Genomic DNA, 23,248 nt, shown 5'->3' on the forward strand with positions numbered 1-23,248 from the left:
GATGACGCCGAGGGTCCCTCGCAGGCTGCGAGAAGCCACATGGCAGTCAACGCGGCTTGAACGTTGCAGGCCAGACGTTCGGGCGCCGCCAGCGCGAGTGAAACAAAATTGAGGGCGGCGACACACACCGGACAAAGATGCCTAAATCCGGCCGAAATGATCGATGCGCGCGGGGCAACCGACTCAACGGCGGAGGTGCTGCCCGACCGGAAGGACGACCTCGGAGCACAGCGTCAAACGCGTGCTCGTTGCTCAGAATGGTGTTGCGATGGATCAATGCTGCCCGGCGACGGGGCAAACGCGAGCTACGGCCTGATCGTCATGTTCTCTGGCGGACCCGGCTTGCGCAGCGGCTCGGCGAGTCTTGCAAACTCGCACAGCAGCGACCGCGTCTTCCTGGGATCGATGATCTCCTCGACCCAGAACTTCTCGGCCGAGCGGAACGGCGAGCGCAGCTTGTTGAGGCGGTCCTCGATCTCCTTCAGCTTGGCCGGCTTGTCCTCGGCCGCGTCGATGTCGGCGCGGTAGGCGGCTTCGATGCCGCCTTCGAGCGGAAGCGAGCCCCAATAGGCCGACGGCCAGGCGTAGCGGATCGAGAAGCGGTCGGCCGGCTGATGCACCACGCCGGCAACGCCGAAGGCGTTGCGCAGGATCACGGTGCACCACGGCACCGTGGTCTGGTTGACCGCGGTCATGGCGCGGACGCCGTGGCGGATCGTGCCAGCCTTCTCGGCATCGAGGCCGATCATGAAGCCGGGGCAATCCATGAGATAGACGATCGGCAAATGGAAGGTCTCGGCGAAGTCGACCCAGCGTATCGCCTTCTGACAGGCATCCGCGGTCCAGGAGCCGCCATAGTGAAAACTGTCGCTGGCAAGCACCATCACCGCCCTGCCCTCGAGTCGCGCCAGACCCACGACAAGCGGCTTGCCGAAGTTCTTTGCGACTTCGAAGAACGAGCCCTTGTCCACGACCTGCTCGATGATCGGCCGGATCTTGTAGACCTGCTTGCGGTTGCGCGGCACCGCGCTCATCAGCGCCTCTTCGCTGCGCTCGGGATTGTCGGCGCAGGGCAAAGTCGGCGGCAGCTCGTAGACCGATGATGGCAGGTAAGAGAGGAAACGCCGCGCGCAAGCGAACGCCTCTTCTTCCGTGTCGACGGCATGATCGACCGCGCCGGCCCGGGTCTGGATGTCGGCGCCGCCCAGTTCCTCCTTCGTGAGGTCCTGCCCCAGCGCCTTCACCACCGGCGGCCCCGCGACGAACATCGCGGACTTCCTTGTCATGATAGAATAGTGGCTTGCCGCGAGGCGCGCGGCACCAAGGCCCGCGACCGAGCCGAGGCCAAGCGCTACCACGGGCACGCGCGACAGGTTTTCCGTCGTGAAGCGATACCAGCGCGTGCCGCCGATGCCGCCCGGCAAATTCGCAGCGCCCTTGGTCTCGATGGTCTTGACCGAGCCGCCGCCGCCGGAGCCTTCGATGATCCGGATGATGGGCAGGCGGAAATCGTGCGCCATCTCCTCCGCCATCAGCGGCTTGGCCGAGATCGACGCATCCGCCGAGCCGCCACGCACGGTGAAGTCGTCGCCGACCACAACCACCGTGCGGCCGTCGATGCGCCCGCGGCCGAACACGCAGTTCGCCGGCGTGAGTTTCTGCAGCTCGCCGCTGGAATCGTATTCACCGGTGCCGGAGACGGCACCGATCTCGTGAAAGCTGCCTCTGTCGGTCAGCTTGTCGATACGCTCCCGAACAGTCAGTCGGCCCTGGTCATGCTGACGCTTGACCTTGTCAACGCCGCCCATCTCCCGCGCGAAGGCTTCGCGCCGGGCGAGCTCGTCGAGTTCCGGCTTCCAGTTCATTCACTCCCTCCGAATTGATCGGCTTGTTATTGTTATGCACGGCCATTGCGACCGGTTTGCGCGGGATACGCGCATTGAAGGCGTCGCCTTCGGCGCCTTCCATCAGGCTGCCCAGCGAGCGTGCGAGGCCAAGCATCGGCGGGGCGACCTCGTCATGCAGGCGCTGCTCGTCGTACATCGCCGAGAGCAGACCGATCGTGATCACGACGAAGGTCTGGTACTGCGGCGACCAGATCGGCACCGCCAGACCGTTGATGTGGGGGCTCCACAGGCCGCAGGCCACGACATAGCCGCGCTCGCGCAGCGACTGCCGGTTGGCCTCGATACGCGGCTTGAGGATTTTTGCAGCCTCGGGAGCTTCCCGCTCGATGTCGGCGATGAAGGCGTCCCCGACCTCGGGCGCCAGTGCCGCAGTGTAGGCCGCGCCCGCGGCGGTCGATGCCATCGAGATGCGGCTGCCGGTGGCCTCGTGCAGGCCGAGCGCCGTCGCCGAGCGCGCGAACTGGAGATAGACCAGATGGAAACGATCGGGGACGACGAAGCCGACCGTGCCGGGCAGCTGCTCGGCCACTTCCTGGAGCCGCTGCCGGATCATGCTGCGCAGCTGCGCGCCCTTCATCATCGAGGCGCTCATCGCTACCGCGCTCGGGCCAATGCGATATTTCTGATCGCGCGGCAGATAGACGAGCTGTCCCATCCGCGTCAGCGTGTGCGTGAGCCGCGACACCGTCGAGCGCGGCAGACCGCACCGATTTGAAATCTCGAGATTGCCGAGTCGAGCCTCGTGGCCCTCGAAGCATCGCAACACGTCGAACGCGCGCGACACCACCTGGATGACATCCCCCTCGCCGGCGTCGCCAGCGAGTGCACCTTGTCTACTCAACCGCTCCGAACGTCGTCCCATGTTCCCTACCAATTGTTCCGCTGTGCGGAATTAAATTCCACTTGCAGACGACGCTACCTCAGGCATTTTGCAACGACAACAAAAAGGCGATCGCATGCCAGAAATTAAGATCATCACGGAGGTCGCGGGTCGCATCTGCGCAACTCTCGTGCAAGTTGGAGGAACTGTTGCGGATGGCGATGAAATTGTAGTCGTCGAAGCGATGAAGATGGAGATCCCTGTGCCGTCGCCCGCGAGCGGCACGATCACATCGCTTCTCGTCAAGCTCGACGACGTCGTTGCCGAAGGACAGGCGATCGCGATGATCGCGAATTGACTGCATTCTCCATCGCTTCCGCGACAATCTGTCTGCTTCATTGCTGCGTTCGCGGTACGTCGTTGCCATCGCTCGAGCGCGGTGACATGATCGCCTCCAAATAAAAAACCGTTTCAAACAAAGAACGAAAATCTTCGCGGCAAAAGCGGAGATCGTGGAGGGAAACATGCTTCGCGGGCTTATCATGCTTGCGCCTGCCTTGATTGCAGGCGCTTCTTTTGTGTCTACACGCTATGCATTCGCCGATGACATCAAGCTGCCGGCGACATTGACGTTCACCGCCTATGACACCGGCACCGCCGGCTTCAACATCGCGGTCGGCGTCGGCAAGATGATGAAGGACAAATACAGCACCGACGTTCGCGTGCTCCCCGCAGGCAACGACGTCGCCCGTCTCGCGCCGCTGCGCGCCAAGCGCGCCGCGGCATCGGCGATGGGATCGGGCACCTATTTCGCGCAGGAAGGCGTGTTCGAATTCGGCTCCAGGGAATGGGGTCCGCAGCCGCTCCAGATTCTGCTCTCGTCCGTCGACTGCAATTGCGGCACGCTCGGCGTTGCCGCGGATGCCGGCGTGAAGGAGCTGAAGGACCTGAAAGGCAAGCGCGTTGGCTTCGTCGTCGGCTCGCCCGCGCTGAACCAGAATTCGCTGGCGGTGCTCGCCTTCGCGGGGCTGACGCAGAAGGACGTCAAGGTCGTCGAATTCGCCAGCTACGGCGCGATGTGGAAAGGCCTGATCAACAACGACACCGATGCGGCCTTCGGCACCACCATCACCGGCCCGGCCAAGGAAGCCGAGACCTCGCCGCGCGGACTGGTCTGGCCGCCGCTCCCCGCCAAGGACAAGGAAGGCTGGGCGCGGATGCAGAAGGTCGGCTCGTTCTTCTTCCCGCAGACGGCCACCTGCGGCGCCGGCATCTCGCCGGAGAAGCCGATTGAGCTCGGCAACTATCCCTACCCGATCTTCGTCGCCTATGCTTCGCAGCCGGCCGACCAGGTCTATGCGATGACCAAGGCGATGATCGTCAACTACGACGCCTACAAGGACTCCGCACCCGGCGCCGGTGGCCTTGGCGCCGACCGGCAGACCAAGAACTGGGTGGTGCCGGTGCATCCCGGCGCGGTGAAGGCTTTGAAGGAAGCCGGTCAATGGAGCGACGCGCAGGAGGCGCATAACAACAAGCTGTTCAAGCGCCAAGACGTGCTCGGCGCGGCGTGGACCGATTACGGCAAATCCAATCCGCCGGCGGATGACAAGGCGTTCCTCGAAGGCTGGATGAAGGCGCGCGCCGCGGCGCTTGCCAAGGCCGACATGCCGAACGGGTTCGAGGACTAGTCCACAGCGGTTCATAGCCCACGCGCGGGGTCGATCATGTCGTCTGCTTCAATCTCCACCGGCCCGCAGGACGAGGCCAAGCGGGTCGTGTTCGACGATCCGCATGGCGCCGCCGGCAACATGCAGGAAGCCGAGGTCACGCGCGTCCGCACGCTTCGCGGTGCATGGCGCTGGACGCTGGTGGCTGCGACCGCGGCGACGATCCTGCTCTGCATCAACCAGCAATTCTCGCTGCGCTTCTTCATCGGCTATACCCAGCTCAACACCGAATATTTCTATCTGCTGATCGCGCTGATGCTGCCGTTCACGTTCCTCATCTTTCCGGGCACGGAGCGCGCGCCACTCGACCGCATTCCCTGGTACGACCTTGTCTTCTTCGTCGTGACGTTTGCTGCCGCCCTGCTTCTGATGTCGAACGTGCGCAAGGCGGCGGAGGCCGGCTGGGAGTTCGGCGGGGCGCCGAACTCCGTGGTCGCGGCAGGCCTCGTGATGTGGGCGATGCTGATGGAGGCGCTGCGCCGCACCGGCGGCTGGAGCCTGCTGCTCAGCGTCTTCCCCTTTACCGTCTATCCGCTGTTTGCGGAGGCCGGCTGGCTCGGGCCGTTCCGCGGTACGCAGTCGACGCTGGAGCAGGCCACCGCCTACCACGTGCTGTCAGGCGAGAGCCTGCTCGGCATTCCGATCCAGGCCTTTGCCGACACCGTGATCGGCTTCCTGGTGTTCGGCACCGCGCTGATGATGACGGGCGCCGGCAAGTTCTTCATCAACCTCGCCTTCGCGATGTGCGGCACGTTCCGCGGCGGCGCGGCGAAAGTCTGCATCTTCGCCAGCGGCCTGCTCGGCATGATGTCGGGCTCGATCATCTCCAACGTGCTCACCGCCGGGACCATGACCATTCCGGTGATGAAGAAAAGCGGCTTTCGCGCATCCTATGCCGGGGCAATTGAGGCCTGCGCCTCAACAGGCGCGGTGCTGGCGCCCCCGGTGATGGGCGCCACCGCCTTCGTGATCGCCCAGTTCCTCAATGTCAGCTATGCCGACGTCGCGATCGCCGCGATCATTCCGGCGGCGCTCTACTATATCGGCCTGTTCATGCAGGTCGATTCCTATGCTGCGCGCCACGGACTGAAGGGAATTCCACGCGCGGAGCTGCCGCGGATCATGGATACGATCAAGGACGGCTGGTATTACGTGTTCGTCATCGCGCTGCTGGTCGTGATGCTGCTCTACTTCAAGCGCGAGAGCCATGCGCCGTTCTACGCCACCGCGCTGCTGCTCGTGCTCAACCAGCTGTTCTCCAAGGACACGCGCTGGACGCTGGCGACGATAGGCAAATTCCTCGAAGTCAACGGGCGCACATTCGTCGAGCTGGTCGGCATCCTCGCCGGCTGCGGCCTGCTGATCGGCGCCTTCTCGATGACCGGCGTTGTGTCGAGCCTTGCCAACGACCTGCTGCACATCGCGGGCGACAATCCTTTCCTGCTGCTCGGCATGTGCGCCCTCACAAGCCTCATTCTCGGCCTGGGGCTGACGACGACCGCCTGCTACATCTTCCTCGCCATCCTGGTCGCGCCCGCGCTGGAGAAACTCGGGCTCAACAAGATGGCGGTGCACATGTTCATCTTCTATTGGGGCATGCTGTCGTCGATCACGCCGCCGGTCGCGATCGCCTCCTTCGCGGCCGCCGGCATCGCCGGCTCGCCCGCGATGAAGACCGGCTGGGAATCGATGTGGGTCGGCAGCATCATCTACTTCATCCCGTTCTTCTTCGTGCTCAATCCGGCGCTGGTGCTGCAAGGACCGAGCCCCTATCTCGCCGGCCTCGGCCTGATGGCGCTCGCCGCGTTCGGGACGCTGTTCATCTGCGGCGGCATCCAGGGCTATCAGCCGTTCGTCGGCGACCTCCGCGGCGCTGGCCTGATGGAGTGGCCCCTGCGCGTGCTGCTGGTGATCGGCGGCTTCGTGGTGGCAACCCCGGGCGGCGGGATCATGCCGCTGTCGCAGATGCAGGTGACGCTGCTCGGCCTCGGCATCCTCATGCCCACGGTCCTGGTCGCGCTCCTCCTGGTCAGGCGGCAAAACCCGATTCCGGACGGGTTGCGCGTGCCCTGATTGCGTTGCACAAGGGAGGCGATGACATCGCCGCCCGCCTCCGCCTGGACCCGCTCGAAGCCGCCATTGCTGCGGTTTCTCGACACCTGCCTCAACGAATTCTCGGCCGAAACCTCGGGCCACGTCGCCGACTACATTCCCGAACTGAGCAAGGCCGACCCTGCCTATTTTGGCATCAGCCTCGCCACGCTCGACGGCCATGTCTACGAGGTCGGCGACTCCAGGGTGCCCTTCACCATCCAGTCGATGTCGAAACCGTTCGTGTTCGCGCTGGCGCTGGATCTCCTCGGCGCCGGCCGGGTCGAGAGCGCGATCGGCGTCGAGCCCTCGGGCGATCCGTTCAACTCGATCCGGCTCAATGCCGACAACCATCCGTTCAACCCGATGGTCAATGCCGGCGCGATCGCCTGCACCGGGCTGATCTACGACAGCAAGGGCGCGGACGCCTTCGAGCAGATCCGCCTCGCGCTCAGCCGTTTTGCGGGGCGTGACCTCGCCGTTGACGAGGCCGTCTACGCGTCCGAAAGCCAGACCGGCGACCGCAACCGCGCCATCGGCTATCTCCTCAAGACCAATGCGGTGATCTCGGACAACGTCGTCGGCGTTCTCGACGTCTATTTCCGGCAATGCGCGGTCCTGGTCACCGCGCGCGACATCGCCGTGATGGCAGCGACCCTCGCCAACCGCGGCATCAATCCGGTCACCGGCGAGCAGGTGCTGAGCGCTTACGCGATCTCACGCACGCTGTCGGTGATGACGTCATCAGGCATGTACGACTATGCCGGCGAATGGATCTACCGGATCGGCATCCCCGCCAAGAGCGGCGTCGGCGGCGGCATCCTCGCCGCGCTGCCCGCCCGCCTCGGCCTCGGCAGCTATTCGCCCAAGCTCGACAAGCACGGCAACAGCGTGCGCGGCATCAAGGTCTGCGAGGCGCTGTCCTCGCATTACGACCTGCACATGCTCAACCGCAGCGACGACGCGCGCAACGCCGTCATTGCCGACTACGACATCGGCAAGAGCCCGTCCCGCCGCGTCCGCCGTCCACAGGAGCGCGAGATCCTGGCCGCGCATGAGCAGGAGGTGCGGATCATCGAGCTGGTCGGGACGCTGTCGCTGTCGGCGGTCGACTACGTCTCCCGCCGGCTCGCTGGAAGGCCCCGGCCGCAATTCGTGATCTTCGATCTGCACCGCGTCACCTCGACCACGCGCGCCGGCGCGCGGCTCGTGGCCGAGGCGTTCGAGGAGCTCGCCGCACTGAACGTGACGGTGGTGCTGTCAGGCGTCAGGCGTGCCTCCAAGGAATGGGACACATTGCGGGAATGGACGGCGGAGCTGAAGAACGTCCGCGACTTCTATCTGCTCGACACCGCGATCGAATGGGCCGAAGACCAGATCGTCTACCGCTACGGCGGCTCGATCGACTTCCACGAGACCACCGAGCTGGCCGAGCAGCCGCTGCTCGAAGGCCTCAGCAAGGAAGAGCTGACCGACCTCGCCTCGATCTGCAGCATCCGGACCTATCAATCCGGCGCGAAGATCCTCACCACCGGCGATCCCGCCGATTCCCTGTTCTTCCTGCGCAGCGGCGCCGTGCATGTCACCCTGCCCGACGGCGTGCGGCTGGCGACGCTCACCGCCGGCATGGCGTTCGGTGAGATGGCGCTGATCGAGACCACCCGTTCCGCCGACGTGTTCGCGGACATGGCGGCGACCGCGTTCGAGGTCCCCCTGAAGGATTTCGAACGCTTCCGCAGGCAGCACCCGCGCGCCAGCGAGCGTGTCATGCGCAACCTGGCACTGCTCCTCGCCGACCGCCTGATCGTCGCCAACGCCAAGGTTGATATCCTGACGTCGACGTGAGTTTGGCGGGACACCGCTGCCTCCCCCGTCATTGCGAGTCCCGTCATCCTGAGGTGCGAGGCATGCGATGCGAACGCATTGCAAGCGGAGCCTCGAAGGACGACGGTGATAGACCGGCATTTTCCCGTCGCACTGACGGAGTGCGTGGAACGAGCCGGCGCTTCAGCCCACCACTTCCGTGACCGGCTGGAGGTCGATCTCGAACGTCTCCAGGAATTTCGAGGTCATGATGTAGAAGCCGACCGAGAGCTGCAGCTCGACCAGCGCGGCCGGCGTCAGCTTTGCCGCGATCGCCTTGAAGGTCGCATCCGTCGGCTTCCTCAGCTTGACGATCTCGTCGGTGAAGGCGAGCGCGGCGCGCTGCAATTCATTGAAGCAGGTTGCGGCCTGCCAGTTCTCGAGCGCCTCGTTCTGCTCGTCGCTGACGCCGACATTCTTGCCGATGCGCTTGTGCGCGACGATTTCGTACGGCGCCTCGCACAGAATGCCGGTGCGCGTGATCGCGAGCTCGCGCACGACCGGATCGAGTTCGCCCTTGTGGCGGATGGCGCCGCCGAGGCGGCAGTACTGCTCGAAATAACTCGGCGAATGCGACATCATCCGGAAGATGTTGGCATTGCGGTTCTTGTCGAGGATTTCGCGGGTGCGGTCGGATGCCTTGGTCGGATCGTTGTAGTTGATGCGGGCCATCAGTCACCTTGGGTCTTGGTCTTGTTGTCGTTTCTGGCAGTCCCCAAGAGTATGCTCGCACCGGCTCGAGAGCAACATCGTCGCGTGAGAGTGCCCGTCATGTAGAGGCTTTCGGCGGCGGGAATGGCTCCGGATCGGCAAAACGCTTGACGATGTTGGTCACCAGCAGAGCCGCGACGTTGTCGTAGCCGTCCACCGGCAACGCGCCGATGAAATTCATCGAGCCGACGGAGAACACCGCGCCGCCATTCGTCGTCTCGAAGAAGGTCAGGTCGGATCGGATGATGTCCTCGCGCGACGCCGGCCAGGTGTGGTCATAGCGCTCCTCGTTGACGGGCTGATAGGTCGGATCGGTCAGGACGGCACGACCGATGATGATCGCATGATGCGGCGTGCCGAGGCGCGTGTCCGCCCGGTCCAGCTCGTGGCCGGCGGCGCCACCGCCCATGAAGCCACGCTCGCCGAGCTTGGCGCCGGGTCTTGCCAGATCCTCGATACCCTCGCGCATAAAGGCGACGCGGGGATCCAGGACGCCATCGAGGAAAGTATAGGGGAAGCCCATATATTCCCCCTGCGTGCTGAAGCCAACGCCGACCAGCGCCTGCGGCGGGCGGCCGAGCCGTCGCCAGAGGCCGCCATAGGATCCGTCAAAGGCGTGATAGCTCTCTCCGGGCAGCGTTTCCCAGAGGCGGATGCCGCCCTCGGCGCGTCGTAATTCGAAAGCCCAGGTGCCAGTCGCATGCGGCACCACCTTCCAGTAGAAGCCGTTGCCGCCGAGATACATGAAGCGGCCGCCATTGCCGAGGGCAATGCGTATGCAGGAAGCCGTCGAGCGGGAGGCCGAACTCGCGATGCATGCGCGGCAGGCCGCACATCGAAGCAGCAACGATCGTCGAGCCATGGAAGCCGCGATCGCGGGCGATGATCTTGCGCTTGCCGGGCTTGCCATGGACCGCGTGATACACCCAGGCGAGCTTCACCATCGTCTCGGTGGCTTCCGAGCCTGACGTCGCGAAATAGGCCTGCGCATCCGGGATCCGCGATATCTCGACCAGCTTCTCGGCGAGGTCGATCGTGTTGTCGGGCGTCTTGTGATTGAAGCTGTGATAGAAGCCGAACTTGTCATAGGCCGCGGCGGCCGCCGCCTTGAGCCGCGTCTCGGAAAAGCCGAGCGAGGTGCACCACAGCCCCGCCATCGCTTCCAGATAGCGCTTGCCGCATGACGCTGCGGATTGGTCTGCGAGTGCAGATGGAACGCGATATCGCGCGCCTCGGCTGAATTGGGCTTGCTGTCGAACACGCGCGCAGCCTCCATCGACCCGCCGAATTCCCAACCCCGGTCGCGCAAAACTGGTCAGTCCAAATTGGTCTGACCAGCTTGGCTTTCGTGCGCCGGCTTGTCAAAGTCAAAGAAACAGCTGACGAGCACGAAGATGTTGCACGATCCCCCGTCCAAGCCCGAACGCAGCTTCGAGATCGTCGCCAGGCGCATTGCTGCGATGATCCAGGCGAGTTACCGGATCGGCCAGCGCCTGCCGGCCGAGCGCGATCTTGCGAAGACCTTTGGCGTATCGCGGCCGACGGTGCGCGAGGCCATACTGTCGCTGGCGATGGCCGGCATGCTGAAGGTGCGCAGCAACAGCGGCGTCTACGTGATCAGCCGTCAGGAAGCACCTGACGTGCATGTGCTCGAAGGCTTCGGGCCTTTCGAGAATCTGGAAGCGCGCCAGCTGATCGAGCCGCAGATCGCGGCGATCGCGGCACAGCGCGGCACCGAGGCCATTTTCGCGCAGCTTGCCGAAGCGCTCGCCATGATGCGCTGGGAACATGCGCAGGGACGCGAGGCCGACACGTCGGACCACCGCTTCCACATGGTGCTGGCCGAAGCGACGGGAAACGGCGCACTGGTATCGATCTGCGACTCGCTATGGCGCGCACAGACCGAGTCCGGCATCTGGCAGGAGATTCACAAACACATGCAGATGGAGGACTATCGTCCGATGTGGCGGAGGGATCACGAGGCCATCTTCGAAGCCGTCCAAGCGAGGAATCCGCGCAAGGCGAGTACTGCAATGACGCGTCATCTCAACAACATCAGGGATGCGCTGATGAAGGCGTCGAAAGCCAAATCGATGGCAATGACGAAGCCTGCGAACTCCCGCGGGAAAGTCCGATGATTTGTCGCGATTGAGGAAAGTGCTCGCAAACCCTTTGCTGCACAACCTCAAGAGCAACATCATCGAGTCAAAATGCCGCCGCAATGCTGATCGACCTTGGCACAGTCGATATTCGCTGCGTGGGGACAAATCGCGGTGAATACTCGCAAGGGGTGTTCCGAGTAAAAACAATTGGCCGCGGGGTGTGCGAGTAGCGCACAACGATGAGTCACGCCCAAGTCTAGGGAGAAAAAGGCATGAAGGAAGCCACCAAGGGGGCGGCCTCGGGATCGCTCGCGCATATGCTGGCGGTGACGGCGATGCTGGTCATCGCCAGCATCTTGTTCTACGGGCGTTAGGTAGAGTTGCGTTAGCAAGAGTTTTCGTCATTCCGGGGTGGCCCTCGCACAGGCCAGGCCCAGAACTCCCGTTCCAGGCTCGGTCCCTCGGACCGCCCCGAATGACGAATCCCGCTATTTCCGCTTCGTGAAGAACGGCACCAGCTTTCCGGCAAACGGCCTGAAGCTCGCATCGACCTCGTCGCCGATCGCGAGGTCATGTTCACCGTGCGCCATCATGCGAAACCCCTCGGCGCAATCGACCAGCAGGATGTTGTAGGGCACGTGCGCGCGCGTCTCGGGCGTGGCGGCGCGGCAGACCAGCGAGGTCGCATAGACCCTGCCCTTGCCGCCGGCGCGCGCCTCCCGCGGATCGGAGGCCCCGCACACCGCGCAGAACGCGCGGTTAAAATACTGCACATGGCCGCATGCGGTGCAGGTCTGAAAAGTGATGACCTCTCCGCCCTTGGTCCAGTCGGCGATTCGTTCGCTCATCGCACCCGCTCCAGGAACATGCTGACGTGGGACGACAGCACGCCGCCATCGCCGTGCAGCAGCGCGATCGAGGCGTCGCGCACCTGCCGATTTGCAGCCCGCCCCGTCATCTGCACATGCGCCTCGACCAGATGCGCCATCGCGCCGCCGACGCCGCAATGGCCGTAGCTGAGCAGGCCGCCATGGGTGTTGAGCGGCATGGCGCCGTCGCGGCTGAAATGGCCTGATCGCACGCGGGCCGCCGCCTCGCCGCGGCCGGCAAGGCCGAGGTCTTCAAGCAGCAACGCCAGAGTGATGGTAAAGCTGTCGTAGATCGCGGCGTAGCGCACGTCAGAAATCGCAAGGCCGGTGGCTTCCTTGGCGCGGGCAATCGAGATTTCTGCACCGAGCTCACTCAATGCCGGTGCCGCCGTGACATGCTGATGGGTATGCGCCTGCGCGCAGCCGCGGATGCGGACGCCGGCTTCCCCGGTCCGCTCGCGGCTGATCACGAACGCCGCGCCGCCATCGGACACCGGGCAGCAGTCGAGCAGCTTGAGCGGCATCGCCACCGGCTTCGAAGCCATGACGTCGGCAACCGTGATCGGATCGTGGAATTGCGCGCCGGGATGGGTGCAGGCGTGGCTGCGCATCAGCACCGCGAACTCGGCGAGGTCCGCTTCGGTGACGCCGTATTCGTGCATGTAGCGGGTGGCGACGAGGCCGTAATAGGCGGGAATGGTCGGACCGAGCGGCACCTCGTAGTCGGGATGGCCGACCTGCGCCAGCGCCTGGATCGAGGCGTCGCGGCTCTGCCCGGTGAGCCGATTCTCGCCGGCGACCACCAGCACGTTGCGCGCAACGCCCGCCTCGACGAGATGATGCGCGAGCATCGTCATCGCCAGCCCCGTCGCGCCGCCGACCTGCACGGCATGGGCGTAGGACGGGCGGATGCCGAAGTGCTCGGCAAACACGGTCGCCAGCATGATGTGCGGAGAGACCGTGGAGTAGCCGCAGAGGATTCCGTCGATGTCCGTACGCTTGAGCCCGGCATCGTCGAGCGCAAGTTGAGCGGCCTTGCTCATCAGATCGAGCGAGGACGAGCCCTCGTGCTTGCCATAGGGCGTGAGGCCGACGCCGGTGATGAAGCTCATGGCAGTCCCCTACGTCTCGTCCGGCGGCGAACGCGTCACGCCGTCGCGGACCATGGCCGCGATCTCATCCGCGGAGTAGCCGATCTCTCGCAAAATCTCGGCGCCGTGCTCGTTGAGCCGCGGCGCCAGCCGCACCGGCTCGGCCTCGGTCTCCGACCAGGTCGCCGTCACCTTCATGCTCCGGATCGGCCCCTCGGTCGGGTGGTTCACGACCGGGAAGAACTTCGTCGCCTCCAGATGCTCGTCGTGCAGCACGCCCTGCAAATCGTGCATCGGCATGACAGGCACGTCGGCCTCGGTCAGCAGGTCGATCCATTCCGCCGTGGTGCGCGTCTCGAAAATGCGCGCGAGCTCGGCGTAGACGACGTCGATGTTGGCGGCGCGGCCGGCGAAGGTCGCGAACATCGGATCGGCGCGCAGATCGTCGCGCCCCGTCGCCTTGAAGAAATTCTCCCACTGCTTGTCGTTATAGACGATGACGCTGAGATAGCCGTCCGAGGTCTTGTAGGGCCTGCGGTCGCGCGAGAGGTGGCGGGCATAGCCGCCCTTGTCGAGCGGCGGCTCATAGGTGAGGCCGCCCATGTGGTCGCCCATGACGAAGCCCGCCATGGTCTCGAACATCGGGATGTCGACGCGCTGGCCGCGGCCGGTGCGGTCGCGATGCACGAGGCTGGCGCAGATCGCGCCGACAGCGGTGAGGCCGACGATGCGGTCGACCAGCGCGTTCGGCACGTAGCGCGGCACGCCGTCGCCGGTCTGCGCCATCAGCGCGGGAAGCGCCGTGGCGCCCTGGATCAGATCGTCATAGGCGGGCTTTGCGGCATAAGGCCCGTCCTGGCCGAAGCCGAATACGCCGGCATAGACCAGGCGCGGATTGATTTTCGAGACGATGTCATAGCCGAGCTGAAGCCGCGCCATCGCCTGCGGGCGAACATTGTAGACGAGAACGTCGGCGTCCTTCAGCAGCCGCAGCACGGCATCGCGCCCCGGAGGCTTCTTCAGGTCGAGGCAGATCGAGCGCTTGCTGCGATTGGTGTTGAGGAACACCGGGCCCATGCCGGTGTGCCGCATCGGGCCGATCAGGCGGGTGACGTCGCCGTCGAGCGATTCGACCTTGATCACGTCGGCGCCGTAGTCGCCGAGCATCTGGGTCGCATAGGGCCCCATCAGCACGGTGGTCATGTCGACGACCTTGATGCCCTTCAGCGGCCCCATTCGTTTGCTCCCGATTGCGCAAGGCCAGATCAGCCCCGCGATTTCGGTCAGCTAACGGCAGCGACGCCGCGCGCGCAAGGGCGGCCGGGGTATGGCCGCATGCGCCGCGCGGCGATATCGGCCGGCTATTTCTTCTGGCGGGATTCGCGGATCTTGAGGAGCCGGTCGAGCTCCTCATTCTGCTGGTTGAGGCGGTCGGCAATGCGGGACTCGCTCTGCTCGCCCGAGGCAGCCGCAGCCTGCTCGATCAGCTGCCTGATATTGTCCTCGAGGATCGCAATGCGATCGTTGAGTGCGTCCATCGATAGCGAGTCTTCGTAGTCATTGCTCATGATGTATTCCCTGCAAATCAACCAAGAGCTTTAAGGGGCCCCGGCGGGCCCACCATGATCTAGCGCAAGAAAGAAGGTGGGCACGGAGCTTTCGCACCTTTGCCCACCCAACGGAAGCGACAAGACCTACTTCAGCGGCTCCAGCACGGAGACGTAGTTGGCGACCGCGGCGCCGCCCATGTTGAAGATGCCGCCGAGTTTTGGATTCTTGAGCTGCATCCCCTCGGGCGCCTGGCCTGCGAGCTGCATCGCTGTCATCACGTGCATGGACACGCCGGTGGCGCCGATCGGATGGCCCTTGGCCTTCAGGCCGCCGGACGGATTGACCGGCAGCTTGCCGTCCTTGAGCGTCCAGCCTTCCTTGATGGCGCGGGCGCCCTGCCCCTCGGCGTCAGGCCCATCGCTTCGTATTCGATCAGCTCGGCGACGGTGAAGCAGTCATGGGTCTCGACAAAGGAGAGATCGGAGAGCGTCACGCCCGCCTGCTCCAGCGCGCGCTGCCAGGCGACGGTGCAGCCCTCGAACTGGAGGATGTCGCGCTTGGACATCGGCAGGAAGTCCTGGGCATGAGCGGTGGCGCGGAAGCCGATCGACTTGCTCATGCTCTTGGCAGTCTCGGCATCGGCCAGGATCAGCGCCGCGGCGCCGTCGGAGACCAGCGAGCAGTCGGTGCGCTTCAGCGGGCCGGCAACGTAGGGGTTCTTCTCGCTCTCGGCGCGGCAGAAGTCGAAGCCGAAATCCTTGCGCATCTGGGCGAAGGGATTGGCGACGCCGTTCTTGTGGTTCTTGGCCGCGATCAGCGCCAACGCGTCGGACTGGTCGCCGTATTTCTGAAAATAGGAGCTGGCGATCTTGCCGAACACCCCGGCGAAGCCGCCGACGGTTTCACCGTCCTCCGGCAGATATGAGGCCTTGAGCAGGTTCTTGCCGATCTCCGGGCCTGGCGTGCGCGTCATCTGCTCGACGCCGACGACGAGGACGATCTTGGCCGCGCCGGCGGCGATCGCGCGCAGGCCCTGGTGCACGGCAGCAGAGCCCGTGGCGCAGGCGTTCTCGACGCGGGTCGCGGGCTTGAAACGCAGCTTCGGGTCGGCCTGGAGCACCAGCGACGCCGTGAAATCCTGCGGCGAGAAGCCGGCGTTAAAATGGCCGAGCACGATCTCGTCGACGTCGCCGGCCGAAATGCCGGCATCCGCCAGCGCCTCGTTGGCAACCTTCACCACGAGGCTTTCCACAGTCTCGGTGTCAAACTTGCCGAACGGCGTATGGGCCCATCCGACGATGCTGGCGGTCATGGTATCTCTCCCTGGGGACATCTGATCTAGGTCTTGGCTGAGCTAAGTCTTAGCGCAGGGTTGGCAAGACTTCACGCGGCTTTCAGGGCCTGGAGGCTGCGCTGGCAGATGGCAGTTATGCCGGCCCAGTTCCCGGCCTTGATCTCCGCCGCCGGGCACAGCCAGGAGCCGCCGACCGCGACCACGTTGGGCTCGGCGAGCCAGGTCGCCGCATTGGCCTCGCCGACGCCACCTGTGGGGCAGAACCGCACATTCGGGAACGGGCCGCCGAGGGCGCGCAGGCCCTTGATGCCGCCGGCCTGCTCGGCCGGGAAGAACTTTGCGACGTCGAAGCCGTAGGACAGCGCCATCATCAGCTCGGACGCGGTGGCAATGCCGGGCGCAAACGGCAAGGAGCTGTCGGTGGCGGCCTTCAGGAGATCGGGGGTCAGGCCCGGGCTGATGCCGAACGCGACGCCGAGTTTCTCGACGCGGGTAAAGTCGGCCGGATTGAGAATCGTGCCGATGCCGACGACCGCCTCGGGCACCTCGGCCATCATCGCCCGCGCCGCCTCGATCGCAACAGGGGTGCGCATGGTCACCTCCAGCGTGCGGATGCCGCCGGCGACCAGTGCACGCGCCAGCGGCACGGCGTCCTGGATACGCTCGATGGTGAGGACGGGAATGACGGTCGCGGCCTTGAACAGCGCGACGAGGTGGTTCTGCTGGGCGCTCGTGGTCATCTTGGCTTTCGTTTCACTTGGTCGCGAGTCACTTGGTCGCTTGACGCGTGGTCGGCGGCCGGTGCCGCTTCTTCGGCGGCATGGCATAGCCCGGAATGATGGCTCCAGCATAGCAGATCACCAGGCTGGCGAGGCGATGCCCGGCCTGGGCCGCCTCAACCGGATCGGAACCGGCCAGCCGCGCCGCGATATAGGCCGCCGCGAAGCTGTCGCCGGCGGCGGTGGTGTCGACCACCGGCTTGGTCATGGGCTCGGCGCGGACCTCGCTGGTCCCGCCGGGGAAACGCAACAGGCTGACAGGCTCGGCGAGCCGGAACACCAGCTCCGGGCTCGGGATCCGTGCCATCAGTTGCTCCTGGCTCTCGCCGGGATAGAGCGCGAGCAGATCCTCGGTCGAGGTCAGCACGATGTCGGCGGCCGCGAAGGCCGCGGCGAAGACCTCGCGGGCGACATCGCGATCGGGCCAGCCGCGCGCACGAAAATTGGTGTCGAACACGAAGCGGGTGCCGAGCAGCCGCGCCCGCGTGATCGCCGCGAACAGGCGATCGCGCCCGGCCGCGTCGTAGATCGAGAGCGTGATCGCGGAGAGATAGACGATGTCGTAGCTCATCAGCGAGTTGAGCAGCTCGTCCGTCTCCGGCAGGTTCATCAACTGCCGCGCCGCCGCGCTGTCGCGCCAGTGGAAGAACTGGCGCTCGCCGTTCGCATCGGTCTGGATCATGTAGAGGCCGGGCAGCTTGCCCGGCAACCGCACGACGCGCCTGGTGCCGATGCTCTCGGCGGTCCAGGCCGCGATCATCTCATCGCTCAAGGCGTCATCGCCGAGCGCGGTGAGATAGTCGACCTTGACCTCGAGCCGCGCCAGATACACCGCGGTGTTGAGGGTGTCCCCGCCGAAGCCGCGCGAGTACAGGCCACCGCCCTGCCCGGCATGCTGCCCGGAGGAATGCCCCCCATGAGCCTGCCGGAGCTCGACCATGCACTCGCCGATGCAAGCAACGCTCGCCATCGTCATATCCAAGCTGTTCATCGGTTGGATCAGGCGACGAAGTTGCCGCCGAGCTCGTCTTCGATGTGAATGCGGATGATGTCGTCGAAGGTCTTCTCTTCGGTGGTGAAGCCGAGCTCGCGCGCCCGCTTTGCCTCGAAATTGCGCGGCCAGCCGCCGACGATGCCGACGATGAACGGATCGGGCTGGTGCTTGATGCGCGCGGCGACCTTGTCGCCGGCGACACGCCTGAGCGCGGCGATCTGTTCGCCGACCGTGGCCGAGAAGCCCGGCATGGTCAGGTTGCGGCGCGGACCGACCTTGGCGAGGTCCATGGTGCCGGCATGGAGCAGGAAGCCGACCGCCGAGCGCGGCGTGGCGTGCCAGTGGCGGACGTCCTCGGACACCGGGAGGATCGCTTCCTTGCCGGCCAGCGGCTCGCGCAGAATGTTGGAGAAGAAGCCCGATGCCGCCTTGTTGGGCAGGCCGGGCCGGATGCAGATGGTCGGCAGGCGGATGCCGATGCCGTCGAGGAAGCCGCGGCGCGAATAGTCGGCGAGCAGGAGTTCGCCGATCGCCTTCTGGGTGCCGTAGCTGAGCAGCGGGGTGTGGAAGAACTCGTCGCCGATCGCGTCCGGGAACGGGGCACCGAACACCGCGATCGAGGACGTGAACACCACGCGCGGCTTGTAGCCGCCGCCGACGAGGCGGACGGCATCGAGCAGCATCCGCGTGCCGTCGAGATTGATACGGTAGCCCTTGTCGAAATCGAGCTCGGCCTCGCCCGAGACGATCGCGGCGAGATGGAAGATCACGTCCGGGCGGCCGGCGATCAGCTTTTCGGCTGCGCCCGGCACGGCGAAATCGCCCGACACGGTCTCGACTGGGAAACCGGCCTTTTCCGGCTGCTTGGGCTCGACAACGTCATGCATGGTCAGCTTGGTGATGTCGCTCTTGCCGAGCCGGCCGTCGCGCAACAGCCGTTCACACAATTTGCGGCCGACCATGCCGGCGGCGCCCAGAACCAGAATGTGCAAGAGCCTACTCCTTCTTGTTGTCGGAGCGCATCAGGCGAGAGGCGCTCTCATGGCGGCCCCGAGATCATTCCTTCACGGCGCCGGTCATCGCCGACACATAGTACTCCACGAAGAAGGAATAAAGGATAACTACGGGGACCGAGCCGGTCAGGGCCGCCGCCATCAGCGCGCCCCAATGGTAGACGTCGCCGTTGACGAGTTCGGTGATGGCGCCGACCGGTATGGTCTTGTTTTCCGACGAGGAGATGAAGGTCAGCGCGTAGATGAACTCGTTCCAGGACAACGTGAAGGCGAAGATGCCCGCCGAAATCACCCCCGGGAGCGACAACGGCAGCGTGATCTTCATCAGGATCTGGAGCCGCGTGGCCCCGTCGATCAGCGCGCACTCCTCCAGCTCATAGGGGATGGTGCGGAAATAGCCCATCAGCAGCCAGGTGCAGAACGGGATCAGGAAGGTCGGGTAGGTCAGGATCAGCGCCAGATTGCCGTCGAACAGGCCGAGCTGGAACACGATCGCCGCCAGCGGAATGAACAGGATCGAGGGCGGCACGAGATAGCCGAGGAAGATCGCAAGACCGACATAGCGCGAGCCCTTGTAGCGGAGACGCTCTATCGCGTAGGCGGCGCAGACGCTGGCAAACAGCGAGATGAAGGTGGAGGACACCGAGACGATCACCGTGTTCCACATCCACAGCGGATAGTCGGTGTCGAAGAACAGCTTCTTGATGTGCTCCAGCGTCGGATGGACGATCCAGAACGGATTGTACTTCTCGTAATCGTACATCTCCGCGTCCGGCTTGAACGTCGCGATCGCCATCCAGTAGAACGGGAACAGCAGGAAGAAGATGATCAGGCCGAGCGGCAGGTAGACGCGCAAGAACTTCCGCGGGAAGCTCTCGAGGTAGTCCATACCGACGCTTTGGTCGTCCGCGGTGCTCATGGTCAGTCCCTTCCGCCCTGCTGCCAGCGGGAGCGCTGAAGTCCGAAGAAGCTCAACAGAATTGCCGCGACCAGGAACGGGATCATCGCATTCGAGATCGCCGCGCCCTCGCCGAGATTGCCGCCGGTAATGGCGCGCTGGAACGACAGAGTGGCCATCAGATGCGTGGAATTGATCGGCCCGCCCCGCGTGATGGTGTAGATCAGCTGGAAGTCGGTGAAGGTCATCAGCACCGAGAACGTCATCACGACCGCGATGATCGGTGACAGCATCGGCAGCGTGATGTGGCGGAAGCGCTGCATGTTGGTGGCGCCGTCGAGATTGGCGGCCTCGTAGAGCGATGGCGAGATGGTCTGCAAGCCCGCCAGCAGCGTGATCGCCACGAATGGCACCCCGCGCCAGATATTGGCGGCGACGACCGACCAGCGCGCATTCCAGGGATCGCCGAGGAAGTCGATGTAGCGCGTGATCAGGCCGGCCTTGATCAGCACCCAGGAAATGATCGAGAACTGGCTGTCGTAAATCCACCAGAACGCGATCGCCGAGAGCACTGTCGGCACCACGAACGGCAGCAGAACGATGGCGCGGACCATCGACTTGAAAGGCAGCCGCTCGTTGAGCAGTAGCGCCAGGTAAAGCCCGATGGCGAATTTCACGGCGCTCGCGGCGACCGTATAGAAGATGGTGTTGAACACCGATAGCCAGAACACCGAGTCCTTCGACAGCGAGACGAAGTTCTGGAAGCCGATGTAGCGTCCGGCCCCGCCGATCTTGGTGTCGGTCATGCCGAGCCAGAAGCCCAGCGCCAGCGGGTAAGCCAGAAACAGGATGAGAATCGCGATAGCCGGCACCATGAACATCGCGCCGAGAAAATGCCTGCTCTCGAATGCTCTGCTCCACAGGCTGCTGCGCCTTGCAGGCGCGACAACGGGCTCGGCCATGACTGCCATGTCGGATTCCTCTCGACGAATAGTCACGGCGTCCGGCGAACCGGACGCCGTGCGGATTGGACCTGATCAGACCTGATAGTAGCGCTTGGCCCGCTCGGCGGCGCGCGCGGCCGCCTGCTTCGGCGTCGCCGAGCCGGAGGCTGCTTCCGCGAACATGTCGACGACGACGAAGTCGCCCATCACGGCAGCGGAGGCGTAACCGAGGTCGCCGGCAAAACCGTTGTCGCGGCTGCGCTTAAGGCAATCGCGGAACGGGGTGATCTTCGGATCCGACGTCCAGACCGGGTTTTCGTTGTAGGCGGGCAGCGGCGGCGAAACGTAGCCGTTCGAGGAAACCTCCCAGGCGTCGTAGTTCTCCTTGTCCATCATGAACTTGATGTATTCCTTGACCGCCTTCGGATACTTCGAGTGCTTGTAACCGTAGTAGACCAGCACGTTCTGCTGCTCGGTCGGCACACCGACAGGGCCAATCGGCATCGCCGCGTGGTTCATGTCCTTGGCGATCTCCTGCTGCTTCGGATCCGTGGAGTTCTTGCCGACGGTCCAGATCGAGATGCCGTTCAGGGTCAGGCTGAGCTCGCCGTTGAGGAATGCCTTGTTGTTGTTCGAGTCGTTCCACGACAGCACGCCGGGGATGAAGGTTTCGTACAGCTGCTTGACGTATTCGAGCGCGGCGATCGTCTCGGGCGAGTCGATCACGACCTCGTTCTTGTCGTTGACGACCTTGCCGCCGAACGCCCACAGCGCCCACTGGCACCAGCCATTGGCATCGCCGGTGGCGTGGCCCAGAGCGAAGCCGGCGGGCGTGTTGTTCTTCTTCAAGGCCTGGCAGAGCTTGAGGAAGCCGGCGGTGTCCTTGGGGAATTCCTCGAAGCCCGCGGCCTTCACGTGGCTGATGCGGTAGTTCAGGCAGCCGCCGGTCGCGCCCTGCGGGATGGCGATCCAGCTGTTGCCCTTCTTGCCGTAGCGTTCGGCGACCGGATACCAGCCGCCATACTGCTTGCCGAGATAGTCGGCGATGTCAGTCATGTCGATCAGCTTTTCCGGGAATTTGTGGGGATCATCGAGCGTGCCGATGATCAGGTCGGGACCGGCGCCGACATTGGCGGCGACCGCAGCCTTGGGACGGATGTCTTCCCAGCTCTCGGCTTCAAGCTTGACCTTGACGCCGGTCTTTTCGGAAAACTTCTTGGTCTGCTCGGCGAACTTGTCGAATTCCGCCTGGATGAACTGCTTCCAGCGCAGCACGCGGATGGAGGCGTTCGCCTCCGGCACATTGGTCCACTCGGCCGCGCGGACCGGGACGATACCCGGGCCGGCCAGCAACGCTGCGCCGCCCAGGCCGGCTTTAAGCACACTTCGCCTGTCGAAATTGCTCATCGTTCACTCCCTGAATTTTATATTTATATTTTGGTAGTTCTTCGTCAGTCCTTCGACGTCGCTACAGGCGTTTGCCCGTCGCATCGTCGAACAAATGCACCAGCGACGGATCGGGCTTCAGCTTGACCTTGTCACCCGGATTGAACTGGTGGCGCTCGCGGAACACCGCGACGACCTGCTCGCCACCGACCTTGGCGAACACCTGCGTCTCCGAGCCGGTCGGCTCGACCACGATGATCTCGGCATCGGCGCCGTCGTCGGCGATGGTGAAATGCTCGGGCCGCACACCATAGACGGCCGGACGACCGTCGGACGCGGCCGGCGCGTTCTTGAGCGGCAGCTTGACGCCGTTCGGCCCTTCGAAGGTCGCAACGCCATTCACGCGCACATGCCCCTTGAGGAAGTTCATGGCGGGCGAGCCGATGAAGCCGGCGACGAACTGGTTTTCCGGCTTGTCGTAGAGCTCGAGCGGCGTGCCCATCTGCTCGACGATGCCGTCATGCATGACGACGATCTTGTCGGCCATGGTCATGGCCTCGATCTGGTCGTGGGTGACGTAGACGGTCGTGGTCTTCAGCCGCTGATGCAGTTCCTTGATCTCGGTGCGCATGGCGACGCGCAGCTTGGCGTCGAGGTTCGACAAGGGCTCGTCGAACAGGAAGACCTGGGGATCGCGCACGATGGCGCGGCCCATGGCGACGCGCTGGCGCTGGCCGCCGGAAAGCTGGCGCGGATAGCGCTCGAGCAGCGGCCCCAGCGCGAGAATTTCGGCGGCGCGCTTGACTCGCTTGTTGATCTCGTCGGAGCCCGCATTCCGCAGCTTCAGCGAGAAGCCCATGTTCTCGGCCACGGTCATGTGCGGATAGAGCGCGTAGTTCTGGAACACCATCGCAATGTCCCGCTCCTTGGGCTGGACATTGTTGACGACGCGGTCGCCGATCGAGATCGTGCCGGAGGTGATGTTCTCGAGGCCTGCGAGCATGCGCAGAAGCGTCGACTTGCCGCAGCCGGAGGGACCAACCAGGACGACGAACTGGCCATCCTCGATCGGAATCGAGACGCCGTGCAGGACTTCAAAATTGCCGAACGATTTCCGCACGTCGCGGATTTGCACAGACGACATCTAGCTCCCTCCTCGAAAGTCCACGACGCTTCGAGCGCCGCGACCGTCTTGTTTTTTCAGA

20 protein-coding genes and 2 pseudogenes are annotated in these 23,248 nt (G+C 64.4%); 5 read left to right on the forward strand and 17 right to left on the reverse strand.

Annotated elements, in window-relative coordinates; genetic code table 11:
* Positions 1-305 precede the first annotated feature (305 nt).
* Together F8237_RS02130 and F8237_RS02135 are read right to left on the reverse strand one after the other, a co-directional pair.
* Complete coding sequence (locus F8237_RS02130; RefSeq protein ID WP_151642187.1) at positions 306-1,865, reverse strand: acyl-CoA carboxylase subunit beta; 1,560 nt, start codon at positions 1,863-1,865, stop codon at positions 306-308.
* On the reverse strand, positions 1,795-2,769 hold the full coding sequence (locus tag F8237_RS02135; protein WP_162005836.1) for an IclR family transcriptional regulator: 975 nt from the start codon (positions 2,767-2,769) through the stop codon (positions 1,795-1,797). The genes F8237_RS02130 and F8237_RS02135 overlap by 71 nt, the downstream gene beginning before the upstream one ends.
* 94 nt (positions 2,770-2,863) lie before the next feature.
* On the opposite strand from F8237_RS02135, the gene F8237_RS02140 reads away from it, so the two are divergent.
* The 4 genes from F8237_RS02140 (at position 2,864) to glsA (ending at position 8,393) form a co-directional block, all read left to right on the forward strand.
* Positions 2,864-3,085, forward strand: coding sequence for an acyl-CoA carboxylase biotin carboxyl carrier protein subunit (locus F8237_RS02140; RefSeq protein WP_151642189.1), 222 nt, complete (start codon positions 2,864-2,866; stop codon positions 3,083-3,085).
* A 166-nt stretch (positions 3,086-3,251) separates the two neighbouring features.
* Positions 3,252-4,418, forward strand: coding sequence for a TAXI family TRAP transporter solute-binding subunit (locus F8237_RS02145; protein WP_151642190.1), 1,167 nt, complete (start codon positions 3,252-3,254; stop codon positions 4,416-4,418).
* A 36-nt stretch (positions 4,419-4,454) separates the two neighbouring features.
* Positions 4,455-6,530 (forward strand): TRAP transporter permease, encoded by a 2,076-nt coding sequence (locus F8237_RS02150; RefSeq protein ID WP_151642191.1) that lies wholly within the window; start codon positions 4,455-4,457, stop codon positions 6,528-6,530.
* A 21-nt stretch (positions 6,531-6,551) separates the two neighbouring features.
* Positions 6,552-8,393 (forward strand): glutaminase A, encoded by a 1,842-nt coding sequence (glsA, locus tag F8237_RS02155; protein ID WP_151642192.1) that lies wholly within the window; start codon positions 6,552-6,554, stop codon positions 8,391-8,393.
* Positions 8,394-8,555: 162 nt separating this feature from the next.
* On the opposite strand, the gene F8237_RS02160 is transcribed toward glsA, so the two are convergent.
* The 3 genes and pseudogenes from F8237_RS02160 to F8237_RS37335 all read right to left on the reverse strand — a co-directional run.
* The gene (locus F8237_RS02160) at positions 8,556-9,083 is read right to left on the reverse strand and encodes a carboxymuconolactone decarboxylase family protein (protein ID WP_151642193.1); all 528 of its coding nucleotides are present in this window, start codon (positions 9,081-9,083) and stop codon (positions 8,556-8,558) included.
* A gap of 97 nt (positions 9,084-9,180) precedes the next feature.
* Entirely contained in the window at positions 9,181-9,867 is a 687-nt protein-coding gene (locus F8237_RS37330) for a N,N-dimethylformamidase beta subunit family domain-containing protein (RefSeq protein WP_201280174.1), read from the reverse strand.
* 79 nt (positions 9,868-9,946) lie between these two features.
* Positions 9,947-10,279, reverse strand: a pseudogene (locus tag F8237_RS37335) (aminotransferase class III-fold pyridoxal phosphate-dependent enzyme); the annotation flags it as partial.
* A gap of 237 nt (positions 10,280-10,516) precedes the next feature.
* Here F8237_RS37335 and F8237_RS02175 point away from each other — a divergent pair.
* On the forward strand, positions 10,517-11,260 hold the full coding sequence (locus F8237_RS02175; protein ID WP_151642194.1) for a FadR/GntR family transcriptional regulator: 744 nt from the start codon (positions 10,517-10,519) through the stop codon (positions 11,258-11,260).
* 452 nt (positions 11,261-11,712) lie between these two features.
* On the opposite strand, the gene F8237_RS02180 is transcribed toward F8237_RS02175, so the two are convergent.
* The 12 genes and pseudogenes from F8237_RS02180 to F8237_RS02235 form a co-directional block, all read right to left on the reverse strand.
* Positions 11,713-12,072, reverse strand: coding sequence for a Zn-ribbon domain-containing OB-fold protein (locus F8237_RS02180; RefSeq protein WP_151642195.1), 360 nt, complete (start codon positions 12,070-12,072; stop codon positions 11,713-11,715).
* Positions 12,069-13,205, reverse strand: a complete 1,137-nt coding sequence (locus F8237_RS02185) for a thiolase family protein (RefSeq protein ID WP_151642196.1) — start codon at positions 13,203-13,205, stop codon at positions 12,069-12,071. The genes F8237_RS02180 and F8237_RS02185 overlap by 4 nt, the downstream gene beginning before the upstream one ends.
* Positions 13,206-13,214: 9 nt before the next feature.
* Positions 13,215-14,420: a CaiB/BaiF CoA transferase family protein gene (locus F8237_RS02190; protein WP_151642197.1), complete on the reverse strand. Its 1,206-nt coding sequence runs from the start codon at positions 14,418-14,420 to the stop codon at positions 13,215-13,217.
* 125 nt (positions 14,421-14,545) lie between these two features.
* Positions 14,546-14,752, reverse strand: a complete 207-nt coding sequence (locus F8237_RS02195) for a hypothetical protein (RefSeq protein ID WP_151642198.1) — start codon at positions 14,750-14,752, stop codon at positions 14,546-14,548.
* 126 nt (positions 14,753-14,878) lie between these two features.
* Positions 14,879-16,068, reverse strand: a pseudogene (locus F8237_RS02200) (acetyl-CoA acetyltransferase).
* A 50-nt stretch (positions 16,069-16,118) separates the two neighbouring features.
* A complete protein-coding gene (gene eda, locus F8237_RS02205; protein WP_162005837.1) occupies positions 16,119-16,769 on the reverse strand; it encodes a bifunctional 4-hydroxy-2-oxoglutarate aldolase/2-dehydro-3-deoxy-phosphogluconate aldolase in 651 nt (216 codons plus the stop codon).
* A gap of 28 nt (positions 16,770-16,797) precedes the next feature.
* On the reverse strand, positions 16,798-17,778 hold the full coding sequence (locus tag F8237_RS02210; protein WP_162005838.1) for a sugar kinase: 981 nt from the start codon (positions 17,776-17,778) through the stop codon (positions 16,798-16,800).
* A 29-nt stretch (positions 17,779-17,807) separates the two neighbouring features.
* Positions 17,808-18,794, reverse strand: a complete 987-nt coding sequence (denD, locus tag F8237_RS02215) for a D-erythronate dehydrogenase (protein WP_151642201.1) — start codon at positions 18,792-18,794, stop codon at positions 17,808-17,810.
* A 64-nt stretch (positions 18,795-18,858) separates the two neighbouring features.
* Positions 18,859-19,734 carry a carbohydrate ABC transporter permease gene (locus F8237_RS02220; protein ID WP_151642202.1) on the reverse strand — a complete coding sequence of 292 codons (876 nt, stop codon included), beginning with the start codon at positions 19,732-19,734 and terminating at the stop codon, positions 18,859-18,861.
* 2 nt (positions 19,735-19,736) lie between these two features.
* Positions 19,737-20,684, reverse strand: a complete 948-nt coding sequence (locus F8237_RS02225; protein ID WP_151642203.1) for a carbohydrate ABC transporter permease — start codon at positions 20,682-20,684, stop codon at positions 19,737-19,739.
* Between the two features lie 66 nt (positions 20,685-20,750).
* Complete coding sequence (locus F8237_RS02230; RefSeq protein WP_151642204.1) at positions 20,751-22,064, reverse strand: ABC transporter substrate-binding protein; 1,314 nt, start codon at positions 22,062-22,064, stop codon at positions 20,751-20,753.
* 61 nt (positions 22,065-22,125) lie between these two features.
* Positions 22,126-23,187 carry an ABC transporter ATP-binding protein gene (locus tag F8237_RS02235; protein ID WP_151642205.1) on the reverse strand — a complete coding sequence of 354 codons (1,062 nt, stop codon included), beginning with the start codon at positions 23,185-23,187 and terminating at the stop codon, positions 22,126-22,128.
* Positions 23,188-23,248: the final 61 nt, after the last annotated feature.

Origin of the sequence: Bradyrhizobium betae, from assembly GCF_008932115.1 — a bacterium.
Lineage (GTDB): Bacteria > Pseudomonadota > Alphaproteobacteria > Rhizobiales > Xanthobacteraceae > Bradyrhizobium > Bradyrhizobium betae.